Below are 14959 nucleotides of genomic sequence, written 5' to 3'. Positions count from 1 at the left end.
AACCACAAATGACAATAGCTGACGTTAGATTAAAACGACTGATAAAATGCATTCAGTCCGTTCTCGAACACTAAATCAATTAACCCGACCAGTAGCGCAAAAATCAGCGAAGCTACCAGTACGAGTGTTGAACTACCCTGGAGGTCGCTGAATTTAGGCCAAGTCACGTTATGCTGAACTTCCTCCCAGGAGGCTTTCAGAAACGAGATAAACTTGTCCATCTTTTGTAAGGATTGGCACGGGTGGAGAGATTCGAACTCCCATCAACGGTTTTGGAGACCGCTATTCTACCCTTGAACTACACCCGTATTCGTTATTGGTCAGAACTGGTCAGGCTTTGTCAAGTATTGTTTTTAACAAACAATACTTTTGCCTAGGCTTGACGATTCTTGACAAGAAAATCCGCTCGTGCCGAATCGGACTGCAAAATTACGAAATAATCTCAAAAAACAAGTGCATTCCCGCTAAGAAATGCACTTGTTTTGACTTATTCGAATATTAGTCGAGGATTTCCGTTACCTGACCAGCCCCTACGGTACGACCACCTTCGCGGATAGCGAAACGGAGACCTTTTTCCATAGCGATTTTGTTGATCAGCGTTACATCAATCGTGATGTTATCGCCTGGCATTACCATCTCAACGTTAGCAGGCAGCGTGATTTCGCCCGTTACGTCCGTGGTACGGAAATAGAACTGAGGACGGTACTTGTTGAAGAATGGGGTGTGACGACCACCTTCTTCTTTCGACAATACGTAAACTTCAGCTTTGAATTTCGAGTGTGGTTTGACCGAACCGGGTTTGCAAATAACCATACCACGACGGATATCGGTTTTTTCAATACCACGGAGCAGCAGACCTACGTTGTCACCAGCTTCACCACGGTCCAGAATTTTCCGGAACATTTCAACACCCGTTACAACTGATTTCAGGTTTTCAGCACCCATGCCCAGGATTTCAACTGGATCGCCCGAGTTGATAACACCCCGTTCGATACGGCCCGTTGCTACTGTACCACGACCCGTGATCGAGAATACGTCTTCGACCGGCATCAGGAACGGCAGATCCGTCTGACGAGGAGGAAGTGGGATCCAGCTATCGACGTTATCCATCAGTTCTTCGATGGTTTTTACCCATTTGGCATCGCCGTTCAGACCACCAAGAGCCGAACCTTGAATAACAGGGATATTGTCACCGTCGAATTGATAGAAGCTCAGCAATTCGCGGATTTCCATCTCAACGAGTTCGAGCAGTTCTGGGTCGTCAACCATGTCCACTTTGTTCATGAACACAACCAGCTGAGGTACACCTACCTGACGAGCAAGCAGGATGTGTTCCCGAGTTTGTGGCATTGGACCGTCGGTTGCAGCTACTACAAGAATAGCTCCATCCATTTGGGCAGCACCCGTTACCATGTTTTTCACATAGTCAGCGTGGCCTGGGCAGTCAACGTGCGCATAGTGGCGGTTAGCCGTTGCGTACTCAACGTGCGATGTATTAATGGTGATACCCCGCTCTTTTTCTTCTGGGGCGTTGTCAATCGAGGAGAAGTCCCGAATTGCGGCCAGACCCTTTTCGGCCAGCACTTTCGTAATGGCAGCCGTCAGCGTCGTTTTACCGTGGTCAACGTGACCAATCGTACCGATGTTTACGTGCGGTTTCGAGCGGTCAAAATTCTCTTTTGCCATGTTTTTTTAAAACGCTATTGTGAACTGTTGTTTGTTATTGAATGAATTCGCTGAACAAAATTAAACCCAGCGAAATCATACCATTTGAGGTCTGACGCCATTTGGGCTTAAAACCGCTTGGGCGGTCCCATCAAAAAGACTTCCCGAAAGAAGCCTTGAGCCGTTACGGGGACTTGAACCCCGGACCTCTTCCTTACCAAGGAAGTGCTCTACCGCTGAGCTATAACGGCAAAAAAGTTTCAGTTTTCGGTTTGCTCTTACAAGAATAACAAACTGTGAACCGTAAACTTTCTGGAGCGGAAGACGGGTCTCGAACCCGCAACCTATAGCTTGGAAGGCTATCGCTCTACCAATTGAGCTACTTCCGCAATTCTAGTTTCTGGCCTGCAACAGTTTTTTTAAACTTAACTGCAAATCGGATGCCGAAAACTATAAACTTTTGTTGTGGGGAGTGGAGGATTCGAACCTCCGAAGGCGTACGCCAGCAGATTTACAGTCTGATCCATTTGGCCACTCTGGAAACTCCCCAAAAATCACTGTTAAAGAACATTTTCCGCCCCGTTTCCGGTTTGGAGTTGCAAAATTACATGTTTTTGCGGTGTTGTCAACAGGTGATTTAAAAATAATTTAGATAAGTGTGAATCTTACTTCAATAATTCGGTCAATCGGGTGCTATCAGGGTAGGTCATTTCGGTAATTCGCCAGCGATTTCCAGCGATCTGGCTAAGTTCAATACGAATGTCGCCGGGTTTGTTGTTGTTCAAAAAAGTAACGTATACAACTGATTTCGAGCCCCCTATTGCGGCTGGCTCAACCCAGGTTTTTTTGATGGCGGCATCAGGTGCCTTGAATAGGAGGTTTATTTTTGAACGATTTACTTTACCTGAAGATTTTTGCGCATCGTTCCAGATCAGGTCGGCAGTGGATTTCGCAAAAAATTGGTCGATCAGGCTTCGGTCTTTGGTTTCGCGGAGTGGGTTCTCTTTGGTGCTATGTTCAAAATAGAGCGCACGAACCAGGCGATCCGCAGCCGAGCGGGGCGCATCGGGGCCAGGTCGAGTTGCCAGGGCCAGGATACTATCCTCCTGAATGGCTCCGGTTGTTACGGCAGTTTCTTTTTCCTGTTTGGGTTTGGTTTGACAGGCCAGCATGATGACAAACAGGCTGGCTATACACCATCGAAGGGTATGCATAGGCGAACGGTTTTAGGCTATTCGGATTAAAGTGTAACGGTCCAGCTTCCTACCTGCCGGGAAAGAATCTGGACCGTTGCTATAGGCCTTTCTGCTTTACCAGACCTTAATGCGGTCATCAGGCTTCTTATACATTTTGTCGCCGGGCTGAACGTTAAAGGCCTTATACCAGGCATCAATATTGGCGACAGGACCGTTGCATCGATATAGTCCGGGGGCATGTGGGTCCGTTAGAATCAGTTGAGCCTGGGTTTCGGGAAGGACATTTGTTCGCCAGATCTGAGCCCATGACAGGAAAAACCGTTGATCGGGTGAGAAGCCATCAATCAGGCTTTTCTTGCCGCTCGATTTACCTTGGGGAGTTTTTTTGAAGGCATCGTAGGCAATGGCTAATCCACCGAGGTCGGCCAGGTTCTCACCCAGCGTTAACTGACCGTTGACTTTGATCGAATCAAGAACCTTGAAGCCGAAAAACTGCTCTTTTACCTGATCGGCCCGTTTTTTGAAATTATCCGCGTCTGCTTTCGACCACCAGTCGCGGAGCGTACCGTCTGCATCATATTGCCGCCCTGAATCATCAAATCCGTGGGTCATTTCATGGCCAATCACGGCTCCGATTCCACCATAGTTAATGGCATCATCAGCCTCAAAATCAAAGAAAGGAAACTGGAGAATGGCAGCCGGGAAAGTGATTTCGTTGTTGACAGGACTGTAAGAAGCGTTGATGGTAGGGGGTGTCATCCGCCACTCGGTTCGGTCGACAGGTTTGCCTAACCGACTGATCATGTAGGTATACTGCCATTTGTCGGCTGCCTGTACATTGCCATAGAAATCGTTCCGATTGATGAGTATGCCATCATAGCTTTTCCACTTGTCGGGATACCCTATTTTCCGCCGGAAAGCGACTAGTTTAGCCAGTGCTTTCGTTTTGGTATCGTTGCTCATCCAGTCGAGGGATTTGATGTGCTCTTTGAAGGAGGCTTCCAGATTGTCGACCAGTGTTAACATCCGTTGTTTCGCTTCAGGCTTGAAATACTTCTGCACATATAATTGGCCAAGTAGATCACTTAGTGAGCCGTCGATGAGGCTACTAATCCGTTGCCAGCGAGGGGTTTGTTGTTTCTGGCCAGTCAACGTTTTGGAAAAGGCGAAGTTCTGCTTTACAAACGCATCGCTCAGATAGGGGGCTGCGCCTTTCACAATATTCCAGCGCATATACGTACGCCAGTCTTCAATAGGAGTAACGGCTATCAGGCTATCGAGCGAGTGGAAAAATGCCGGACTTTGTACCAATACCGTATCCTGACCTTTTGCCCCAAACTTAGTTAGCTGATCGGTCCAGTTGATGGTAGGCGTAAGCTGATTGAATGTCGTGGCGGCTAGTTTGTTGTATGTTTTATAAGGATCACGAAGCTCAACGCGGGGCATCTGAGCTTTTGCCAGTGCGGTTTCCAACCGAATGATGACATCCGCATCCTGCGAGGCCTGGGTAGGCTCTTCGCCAATGAGGGCCAGCATTTTGTTCAGATGCTCCCGGTAGGCATCCCGAATTTTTACACTACGCGCATCGGTTTTCAGGTAATAATCGCGATCGGGAAGGGTAGTCCCCCCCTGACTTAGTTGTGGTAAATATTTTGCCACATTCTTGCGATCCTGCGTAATGCTGAAGCCAAATAACATGCCATTACTTTGGGTGCGCTGATAAGCAAGCTCATCCAGAAAAGCGGCTTTATTATTTACTTTTTCGATGCGGGCCAGATCGGGCTTGATCGGGTCAAATCCACGTTTCTCGATGGTAAGACTGTCCATACCGCTGGCATAATAATCGCCAACCATTTGATAAAGCCGACCTTTGGTTGTGGTTTTTGTGGCATCTTCCAGCAACGTTTTCATTGCATCCAGGCTTTTTTCCCGTAATTCCTGAAAGGTACCCCACGATGTTTTTGAGGCTGGAATAGTATTCTCGCGCAGCCAGTTGCCATTAGCATACTGATAGAAATTATCACCCGGTTTTACCGATAAATCCATATTGGCCGGATCGATAAATTTACGAGGGGCTACGGTTGCTATCAGGCCAATTGAGACAACCGCCGACAGAAAAGCCAATTGCTTGTTCATTTTATAGAGTGAGTTGGGTATCGAAAGGGTACAAAAATACGCAACGCGGGTGGAAACCCGCGATTGAGAGGCTGCTAATGGCATCAATCGTAGGTTTCCACCCGCGTTATCTGTCTAACTGCTTACTTACCAGCCAGCGAAGCCTGGAACTCGCGCGTGTAAGTACCCGCTTTGAATTGGTCAAATGGCTCTTTCTGGTGATAATTCTTTCCAAAATAGGTGATAATCTGGTGGAATGTACGAGCCTCCAGATAGCCGGCAATCGGTTGAATCAGATTGAATTTTTCATCCATAAATACCGTTGTCGGATAGCTCATCTGATTGCGCATCAAGGCGGCTGCCAATTCATGAACACCATTGCTGCCGCTACTGATGTACTTAAATGTCTGCTTGCCCAGGGTTATATCGGCGGTCTGTTCAGCGTTGAACCGGACCGGGTAAAAGTTTTCGTTCACGTAATCGACAATGGCGGGCTCTGAGAAGGTTTTACGGTCCATTACCTTACACCAGCCGCACCAGTCGGTGTATACATCAATGACAAATTTCCTGGGTTTCTTCTGGGTAAGCGCATAGGCTTCCTGAATGGTCAACCATTTAATGTGCTTGCGCTCGTCAGTTGGCTTTACGGTCGATGAATCGGCAGGTAAGGAGGTTCGGAATGCGCTGATCGTTAGAAGAACGAAGGCCGCAAAGAAGAGAAACACGCGGTTCATACAGGCTATTGTTTTGGTTAATAACGTACGGGGGATAATAAAATTAGCGAATTGGTACAGGATCTGCTAAAAAAGTAACTTACGACGCAGGGCGAACGGCCCGTAAAATATCCCGTTTATGTGGAGGACCGGGGTGTTTTTCAACGATAAGGCCCGCCAAACGCAGATTCCGCTGTACATAACTCTTCGAACAGTAGGTAGTCAGTAGTCCATTTGGGAGCAATAAGTGAGCCAGTTTTGCGAAAATTTCTGGCTCCCAAAGCTCAGGCTGGGCCGTAGGCGCAAAGGCATCATAATACACTAGATGGAAGGCGTCCGATGGGCTCCAGTTCTGGAGTTGACTATGAATTTTTAGCAGGCTGAAATACGGATTAATGGATACCGGACTATTCCAGGGCGATTGGTGTAAGCTGGCTAAAAAGTCGGTTCCCAAAAAATTATCGTAGTTTAACTGTTTTGTATCATCGAGTGCCATAGGGTAGGCTTCAATTGCCGTATAAACAACCGGACGCTGATGAATGAGGGCTTGTTGGGCGGTCAGAAGGGCATTCAGCCCCGTTCCAAAGCCCATCTCGAAAACGTATAAAGGGTGATCCGCAAATCGATTAAACGCTTCCAATAGCCCTAATTCAATGTAAACCCGTTGGGATTCCTGGTAGGCTCCGTGAATAGAGTGATAGGTTTTGTCAAGGGTTTGGTTGATGGCTGTATGAGACCCATCGGCTGTAATCAGTAAGCGGACATCAGCATTCATGCAAAAACAAGCTAGTAGTACAGATTTTAAATATTCTACAGAAACAACCTTAACCTCATCTTAATCTGTTCGTTTTTGGGCTAATTTTGCACCCGGTTTCTGTAGACTTAGTAACGTAAATCGGAGACGGACTCGTTATTGAGCCAGCAGCAGCCATTCATAGTCTATCAGTCAGTAAATCCAATGATTCAACGCGTTCAAACCATATTTTTATTTCTTATTGCCGTTGCAATGGGGACAGCATTAGCCACACCCTTATGGGAGAAATCAGGGACAAAATCACCCGAGATGGCCCATTTATCGGCCTTGCAATATACTCAGCAACAAGGGGTTACTACCTATGCCGATACCGTATGGTATTTGGCTCTATTGATTGCCCTGGTGGGGGTAGTATCACTTTACGCCATTTTTCAATATCGAAACCGTCTGACACAAACCGCTTTATGTGCGGTTAATGCCTTGATGCTTACGGCTATTATGGGGATTATCCTGTATCGGACGCTTTACCTGGGTAAATTATACGGTAATCCGGCTGACCAGGGGGATTTCCTGATAGGTTTCTACGCGATTATTGCCGCTCTTGTATTTAACGCATTAGCTAATCGCTTCATTCGTCGGGATGAAAAATTAGTGCGGGATTCCGATCGGTTACGCTAAACCTGCATTCGATTAAATTGGCTAAAGCCTGTTGTTTGATGATTATGTTATCGTCGGGCAGCAGGCTTTATTTTTTGGGAGTAACAGGTATCGTTTTAAGATTTTTTATTCTTTTTTGGTTAACATACAGAAGGAAGTTGTCTTTTCTATGAAAAAGCCTTAATCTTATTTCGTTTTTTTGGAAATAAGAACCTTAGTAGTGGACAGGAAGTGCTTTTGGATGATCATTACCAGACTTTGAGTAAGGGCATATTGAAATCTTATTGTACCAGGCCGGTATGGTTTTAGGGGGTAAGCGTATTGTCATCACTACTCAATTGGCCGTATGTACTGACTAGTATTTTGCCGACTGGCTCGACTTCTACACGTTATCAACAGACCTCTTTTTTATGAACACGTTTACCCGTGTAACACGTATTGGGTTAGCAGCTTTCATGGGGCTCAGCCAACTAGGTATTGCACAGACAACTAGCCCAACTCCAAAATTCGCCTTTGCAGAGCCTGCTTTATCGCCCGACGGACGGGAAATCGCGTTTGTTTCCGGGGGTGACATCTGGACCGTGCCCGCTTCGGGTGGAGAAGCCCGACTTCTGGTGGCGCATACCGATAACGAAACCCGACCCCTGTATTCGCCCGATGGCAAATACCTGGCATTTGGCTCAACTCGCTCGGGCAATGGCGATATTTATCTGCTAACACTGGAAACGGGGGCCTTGCGCCGACTAACCTTCGATGATGGAGCCGAAAGCCTTACGGCCTGGTCGAGCGATAGCAAAATGGTGTACTTCCAGTCGACCAGCCGGGATATTTCGGGGATGAACGACATCTACCGGATGCCCATTACGGGCGGTACGCCTATGCCCGTTACGGCCGATCGGTATGCCAGCGAATTTTTTGGATCACCCTCACCCGATGGCAGTACGCTGGCGTTTTCGGCGCGGGGTATTGCTGCGGCTCAATGGTGGCGGAAGGGGAGCAGCCATCTCGACCAATCCGAAATCTGGACCTGTAAGATCGGGACAAAAAAGGGAGATAAACCGAGTTATGAGCGATTGACGGAGGGGGGCGCTAAGAAACTATGGCCCATGTGGAGCCCCGATGGACAGACACTCTATTACATGTCGGATAAGGGGGGGGCACAGAATTTATGGGCCAAACCACTAAAAGGGCAGCCGGCGATGCTCACGGCATTTAAAGATGGGCGGGTTATCTGGCCATCCATCAGTCTGGATGGAAAGTCCATTGTTTTTGAGCGGGATTTTCAAATCTGGAAATATGACATCACTACGAAACAAGCCGCTCCTGTAACTGTTCGTCTGCGGGGAGCTGCGGCTGGCCCTGCGGTCGATCATGTAAAGCTGGCGAGTCAATTTCGGGATCTAGTCGTTTCGCCCGATGGGAAAAAAGTAGCGTTTACGGCTCATGGGGAAGTATTTGCCGCTTCGGCAAAAGAGGGGGGCGATGCCGTTCGGGTTAGTAACACGCCCGCTTTAGAATCACAACTGGCGTGGACGCCCAACAGCCGAAACCTGCTGTATATCAGTACACGAAATGGGATTGCCAATCTCTACCAGTATGATTTTTCGACTCGGGAAGAAACCCGCCTGACTGACTCTCAACAGGATGATGCCGCTCCAGTTGTTTCGCCCGATGGGCAGTCTGTAGCCTTCCTGCGAAATGGGCAGGAGTTACATATAATGGAGTTGACCAACAAGAAAGATCGGGTGGTGTATAAAGGATTTCTGGGCCGTCCACCCTTTGCCGGTACGGGTTCGGTCGCCTGGTCGCCCGATAGCAAATGGCTGGCGTTTGCTGCCTATGGAACGAAAACATTTCGGAATATTTCGGTCGTACCCGCAACGGGTGGCGAAAGTCGTCCGGTGAGTTTTCTGGCCAACACCTTTGGGGGCAATGTAAACTGGAGTCCCGACGGAAAGTACATTCTGTTTGGTACAAATCAGCGAACGGAGATGGCGCAGATTGCCCGCGTTGATCTGGTGCCCCGATTACCCAAGTTCCGGGAAGATCAGTTTCGCGATTTGTTCAATGAAGAAGTGCCCCGGACGATTCGGCCCACTACAGCGCCTATAGCCCCAACCGTACCCGACAAAGCAGCATCCCGCGATTCGGTTGCCAGTACGTTGCCTTCCGCAAAAGCAAAAAGCACGGGTAAAGAGACAACCAATATTGTGTTTGAGGGAATACGCCAACGGTTAAGTTTGCTACCTATCGGTATGGAAGTCGATGCACAGTCGATCAGTAAAGATGGGAAAACACTGCTGTTGGTGGCGAGCGTGGCCGGACGGCAAAACTTATACACCTACTCACTCGACGAAACGGGACCAGAGCGAAGTGTTGCGCGCCAACTCACCACAACTCCCGGCCCCAAAAGCAATGCTCAGTTTACAGCCGATGGCAAGGAAGTGTTCTATCTGGAACAGGGGCGTATCCAATCGATTTCGCTCGAAAAGCGGGAACCCAAACCGCTGGCTGTAACGGCCGAAATGGATATTGATTTCTCCAGCGAAAAACTTCAGGTGTTTCAGCAGGCCTGGGATGTGCAGAACAAAGGCTTCTACGATCCAGAATTTCATGGAACGGACTGGCAGGCGATTCGAAAGAGTTACGAACCCCTGGCCGCTGGAGCCCGCACACCCGACGAACTGCGCCGATTATTGAGCCTGATGGTCGGCGAATTGAACGCATCGCATTCGGGTGTATCGGGACCGCAGGGCTCGACGGATATCACCACGGGGCGACTGGGGCTTCGTTTTGACCGGATCACGTACGAGAATACAGGTAAGTTACTGATAACGGAAGTCGTGTCGCAAGGACCAGTGGCGTTGGTAGGTACGGTTAAACCCGGAGATTACCTACAGGCCGTTGATGGAAAAACAATCGATGCCAGTACCAATCTGGATGAGTTACTGAATAATAAAATTAACCGTCGGGTCAACCTTGCGATCGTATCGGCTCCGAATGCAACTCCCCGTGAGGTGAGTGTACTCCCTATCAGTCTGGCTACGGAAAAAGGCTTGTTGTACAAGCAATGGGTCGAACAGCAGCGTGAGTATGTCGCAAAAGCAAGTGGTGGACGACTTGGTTACGTGCATATGTTCGATATGTCGGCCGAATCATTGAATCAGTTGTATGTCGATCTGGATGCGGATAACCACGCTCGTGAAGGGGTTGTGGTCGATGTGCGCAACAATAATGGGGGCTTTGTGAATGCCTACGCTCTCGATGTATTTGCCCGGAAGGGCTATATGACCATGACGCCCCGTGGGCTTCCAGCCTCACCAGCGCGTACGCAACTGGGGCAGCGGTCACTGGAAAAACCGACCATTCTGGTCACCAATCAGCACTCGCTTTCCGATGCTGAAGATTTTACGGAAGGGTATCGGGCACTTAAACTGGGTAAGGTGGTAGGCGAACCAACGGGTGGCTGGATCATTTATACATCAGCCGCCCAACTGATCGACGGTTCATCCATTCGTTTGCCATTTATTCGCATTACTGACAATACGGGGAAAAACATGGAATTGAATCCGCGCCCAGTCGACATTCCCGTATCACGCCCAATTGGTGAAAGTTATACCGATCAGAATACCCAACTCGATGTAGCCGTAAAAGAACTTATCCGGCAGTTAGACGAAGCCAAATCCAGCAAAGTCAGTGCGGGCAAATAAATGGCCATTTTTAATTAACGTCAACAGCAAAAGACAACCTGTAAATACATGAAAAAGCGTTTCGTTACCTTTCTCTCACTTGTACTTATTCCCGTTTATCAACTGTTCGCCCAGGCCCCCGCTGGAGGGACAGGTGGTTCGGCCACTATTGCCAGTTTTACGAACGGCATGGAGAAGCATCCGGGCTATCTCACCTACTATTGGGACGCTAAAAAGGGTAAAATCTGGCTCGAAATCGACAAGTTCGATACGGAGCTTCTGTTTTATCCTTCGCTGGCACAGGGTGTTGGATCGAATGATATTGGGCTTGATCGGGGGCGGCTGGGCCAGGAACACGTTATCAAGTTTCAGCGGAGCGGTCCAAAAGTGCTGATGATTGAGCCAAACTATTCGTACCGCGCCATTAGCAATGATCCGCTGGAACGCCGGGCGGTAGAAGAATCGTTTGCCAAATCGGTGCATGCGGGTTTTGATGTAGCTGCTGAAGAGAGTGGCAGGGTACTGGTCGATCTGACGCCATTTATGATGCAGGATCTGGTGGGCGCTATTCAGGCGATCAGCCGCACGCGACAGGGTACTTTTCGGTTAGACCCGGCCCGTTGCGCCATCTATCTGCCGAATACAAAAGCATTTCCTCAGAATACCGAGCTGGAGGCCATCCTGACACTTACGGGTGAGAACCCCGGTGCTTACCTGCGCGAGGTGGTGCCCACGCCAACGGCTGTCACGATTCATCAGCACTATTCGTTTGTGCAGTTGCCCGATAATAATTACAAGCCACGGGTTTTTGATCCACGCATCGGCTATGGGGGTATTGAGTACTTCGATTACGCAACGCCCGTTAGCCAGCCGATCATGAAACGGTATATTTCGCGGCATCGGCTGGAGAAAAAAGACCCGTCGGCGGCTGTTAGTGAAGCTGTTAAGCCCATCATTTATTACATCGACCCCGGTACCCCCGAACCAATTCGGTCGGCCCTGATGGAAGGAACAGCCTGGTGGAATCAGGCATTCGAAGCGGCTGGTTATAAAGATGCCTTTCAGGTAAAATTGCTGCCCGCCGATGCTGATCCGATGGATATTCGGTATAATCTCGTGCAATGGGTACACCGCTCAACGCGCGGCTGGAGTTATGGCGGAAGCATCAGTGATCCACGAACGGGTGAAATTATCAAAGGCAAAGTGACACTAGGCTCGTTGCGGGTTCGACAGGATTACCTGATTGCCCAGGGATTGGTGGGGGATTATGCCGGAGCAACCGCACCCGATCCCAATTCGGACCCCATGATGAAAATGTCCATTGAACGACTTCGGCAACTGGCGGCTCATGAAGTAGGCCATACACTTGGTTTACCCCACAACTACATTGCCAGTACGCAGGGGGGCGGGCAGTTTGGCCGGGCGTCGGTAATGGATTATCCGACGATGGTTGCCAAAGTGAAAGGTGCCAGTATTGACCTGTCGGATGCGTATGCCAAAGGAATTGGCGTATATGATAAATGGAGCATTCGTTACGGATATGAACAGTTTCCGAGTGGGGCCGACGAGAAGCAGGCGCTCGATAAAATCGTAAATGATATGCATAAGTCGGGGTTGACGTTCCTGACCGATAAAGATGCTCGCCCGGAAGGTTCAGTCCATCCGGGTACGCACCTTTGGGACAATGGCAGCAATGCGGTCGATGAACTGAAGCGAGTGAGTGAGGTTCGACGAATAGCCCTGGCCAACTTTACAGAGAAGAAGATTCCGGCCGGAACGCCCATGGCTACCCTGGAAGAAGTCTTGGTGCCCATGTATATGTTCCATCGGTATCAGGTCGAAGCGGCTGCTAAGGTTGTAGCGGGGCAAGTATATACCAATGCACTGCGGGGCGACGGACAGCCCGTGGTATCGACGGTGCCGGTTCAGGAGCAGAAACGGGCGCTGGAGGCTCTCCTGACTACGATAGATCCGGCGTTTCTGGCAGTTCCTAAACCCGTGCTGGCTCTGATTCCTCCTCATCCATTCCGATATGACCCAAACCCACGGGAAGTATTTAAGCGTCGTACGGGGCTTTCGTTCGATCCACTGGCAGCACCCGAAGCAGCCGCTGGTATGACCCTTCAAATGCTGTTCAATTCGGAACGGGTAAGCCGACTGGTAGCTCAATCGGCTATCGATCCGGCCCAATTGAGTCTGGAAGGTATGCTTGATCAACTCTTGGCCGCTACCTGGTACAGAGCTGACCCGGCTGATGGCTATCAGGCCGAAGTGAAGCGACTGACCGATAAATTATTTTTACAGAAGCTACTCGATTTGGCCAATGGACAGGAAGCAGCCTCACAGGCACGAGGAATTGCTTTATTGAAACTTAGCCAGTTGAAGGCAAAAATATCGGCCCCAGCGGCCAATCCGAAAACAGCCGCTCATCACCTGCTGGCACTGGATCAGATACGTCGGGCCGAAGGTAATATTGCTGATTTGAAGCCTACCAATTCGCAAACCCCACCCGACGGTATGCCCATTGACACGGGGCAGGAATGGCTCGCTCCCGACTGCGACTGGAAGTAGCTATAGATCGAAAAAGCCGCCTGTTTTCAAAGCAGGCGGTTTTATTTTGCCCTTTTCTCAAGGTGGCTATTGCATTGGTAGAATTCTATAGTCTAATTTTAATCTCTTTTTAATCTTGTTGATCGTTTTCAGATAGCACCTGTTTCTTTCTCGTTTCGATCAAAAACCAGTATCTGTATGAATTCTGCCTTAAAAACGGTCTGGTTGATCGCTTTACTAATGCTCAGCCAGTTTACAATTGCTCAACACTATGCTGCACCTGATTCCATAAAACCGCCCCAATCGAACGAACTGAAGTATAATCTGAATCCATCCGGTTCCCATTTTTTTAAGGTTACCTTTCTAAACCAAAGCTGGCTGCGGTTCAACCAGAGCAATCCGGGTACGACGGTCATAAGTGAACCTAAAGACAACACACTCGATATTGGCCTTCGCCGGACGCGTATCCAGTTATTTGGACAGATCAGCGACCACGTTTTTTTATACCTCCAGTTTGGCCTGAATAATTTCAATTACCTCAACGGGGGCTTTAATCCAACTGCAACATCGAACCGAAAAATACAACCCTTTTTTCACGACGCTTTGGGTGAATACATAGTCTGGAAGAACAAAGACTACCTGAAAATCGGCTACGGCCTGACGATTGTAAATGGGCTGTCACGCTTTTCGGCACCGGGAGTAAGTAACATTATGAGTATGGATGTGCCGGTTTTTGCGCAGGCCACTGTAGATCAGACGGATGAGTTTTCGCGAAAGCTGAGTCTCTATGCGCGCGGGCAAATTGGGCATCTGGATTACCGGATTGCCCTGAGTGACCCTTTCCCGATTCAAACCAATGGGGCAGCTTTGCCCGTTTATGGACCGAATGCCATTTTTGCCTTGAAAGGCCATACCAAGCAGTACCAGTGCCTGTTGATGTGGCAATTTTTCGATAAAGAAGCGCATCAGACACCGGGGTATACTACCGGAACCTATCTTGGTTCAAAGAAAATTTTCAATCTCGAAGCAGGTTTCATTACCCAAAAGAACGCAACGGTGAGCGTTCCGGCTGCGGGCGATACGGTGTACCACAACCTGAATCTCTGGTCGATTGCATCCTTTCTGGATATGCCTCTCAACAAAGAGAAAGGTACGGCCATGAATGCCTATCTGGGCTACTTTCATACCGATTATGGCACGAATTATTTACGTTTCAACGGCATCATGAACCCCGGTAGTGGGCTTGCGGCTGGTTATCCTGCCAACACGCAGGGGAATGCGTTTCCAATGTTTGGTACAGGTAATGTGCTATATGGTCAGTTTGGCTATCTGCTGAAACGTGATCTGTTCGGTGCCGGTAAGGGGACACTCATGCCATATGTTCAGGCACAGATTGCGGATTATCAGCGCGTAACGCAAACGCTGAGCGTTTATAATATTGGTATCAACTACCTGATCAAAGGCCATAGCGGCAAGTTTACCCTCGATTATCAGAATCGACCTTCTTATCAGGCATCGGGCAATCAATATACACCCAGTGGTCGTCGGGGGCAGTTGACCCTCCAGTATCAGGTTTTTATATAATAGTATGTGGTGTCAGATAGGCGCATCTGACACCAC

At 48.9% G+C, this 14959-nt stretch carries 10 protein-coding genes and 4 tRNA genes; 4 read left to right on the top strand and 10 right to left on the bottom strand.

The window, feature by feature from the left end; genetic code table 11:
* Positions 1-29 precede the first annotated feature (29 nt).
* From secE to mnmC2, 10 genes are all read right to left on the bottom strand, one after another.
* Positions 30-221 carry a preprotein translocase subunit SecE gene (secE, locus tag B153_RS0118240; RefSeq protein WP_020598179.1) on the bottom strand — a complete coding sequence of 64 codons (192 nt, stop codon included), beginning with the start codon at positions 219-221 and terminating at the stop codon, positions 30-32.
* A 13-nt stretch (positions 222-234) separates the two neighbouring features.
* Positions 235-308: transfer RNA gene (locus B153_RS0118235), tRNA-Trp, on the bottom strand.
* A gap of 190 nt (positions 309-498) precedes the next feature.
* Entirely contained in the window at positions 499-1686 is a 1188-nt protein-coding gene (gene tuf / locus B153_RS0118230; protein WP_020598178.1) for an elongation factor Tu, read from the bottom strand.
* A 158-nt stretch (positions 1687-1844) separates the two neighbouring features.
* A tRNA-Thr gene (locus tag B153_RS0118225) sits at positions 1845-1916 on the bottom strand.
* Between the two features lie 62 nt (positions 1917-1978).
* A tRNA-Gly gene (locus tag B153_RS0118220) sits at positions 1979-2054 on the bottom strand.
* Between the two features lie 77 nt (positions 2055-2131).
* Positions 2132-2214: transfer RNA gene (locus tag B153_RS0118215), tRNA-Tyr, on the bottom strand.
* A gap of 116 nt (positions 2215-2330) precedes the next feature.
* The gene (locus tag B153_RS0118210; protein WP_020598177.1) at positions 2331-2879 is read right to left on the bottom strand and encodes a hypothetical protein; all 549 of its coding nucleotides are present in this window, start codon (positions 2877-2879) and stop codon (positions 2331-2333) included.
* A 96-nt stretch (positions 2880-2975) separates the two neighbouring features.
* Complete coding sequence (locus B153_RS0118205) at positions 2976-4997, bottom strand: M13 family metallopeptidase (protein ID WP_020598176.1); 2022 nt, start codon at positions 4995-4997, stop codon at positions 2976-2978.
* Positions 4998-5119: 122 nt separating this feature from the next.
* Positions 5120-5710 carry a thioredoxin family protein gene (locus tag B153_RS0118200; protein WP_020598175.1) on the bottom strand — a complete coding sequence of 197 codons (591 nt, stop codon included), beginning with the start codon at positions 5708-5710 and terminating at the stop codon, positions 5120-5122.
* A 79-nt stretch (positions 5711-5789) separates the two neighbouring features.
* Positions 5790-6464, bottom strand: a complete 675-nt coding sequence (mnmC2, locus tag B153_RS0118195) for a tRNA (5-methylaminomethyl-2-thiouridine)(34)-methyltransferase MnmC2 (protein WP_020598174.1) — start codon at positions 6462-6464, stop codon at positions 5790-5792.
* A gap of 183 nt (positions 6465-6647) precedes the next feature.
* Here mnmC2 and B153_RS0118190 point away from each other — a divergent pair, with 183 nt between their 5' ends.
* From B153_RS0118190 to B153_RS0118175, 4 genes are all read left to right on the top strand, one after another.
* Positions 6648-7121, top strand: a complete 474-nt coding sequence (locus tag B153_RS0118190; RefSeq protein WP_020598173.1) for a DUF4293 domain-containing protein — start codon at positions 6648-6650, stop codon at positions 7119-7121.
* A 389-nt stretch (positions 7122-7510) separates the two neighbouring features.
* Positions 7511-10810 (top strand): S41 family peptidase, encoded by a 3300-nt coding sequence (locus tag B153_RS0118185; protein WP_020598172.1) that lies wholly within the window; start codon positions 7511-7513, stop codon positions 10808-10810.
* 48 nt (positions 10811-10858) lie between these two features.
* Entirely contained in the window at positions 10859-13360 is a 2502-nt protein-coding gene (locus B153_RS0118180; RefSeq protein WP_020598171.1) for a zinc-dependent metalloprotease, read from the top strand.
* Positions 13361-13537: 177 nt separating this feature from the next.
* On the top strand, positions 13538-14923 hold the full coding sequence (locus tag B153_RS0118175) for a hypothetical protein (protein ID WP_020598170.1): 1386 nt from the start codon (positions 13538-13540) through the stop codon (positions 14921-14923).
* The last annotated feature ends 36 nt before the right edge of the window (positions 14924-14959 follow it).

The organism is Spirosoma panaciterrae DSM 21099 (assembly GCF_000374025.1).
GTDB classification, from domain to species: Bacteria; Bacteroidota; Bacteroidia; order Cytophagales; family Spirosomataceae; genus Spirosoma; species Spirosoma panaciterrae.
Note: the sequence above shows the minus strand (reverse complement) of the source record. Positions and strands in the feature narration are given on the sequence as shown.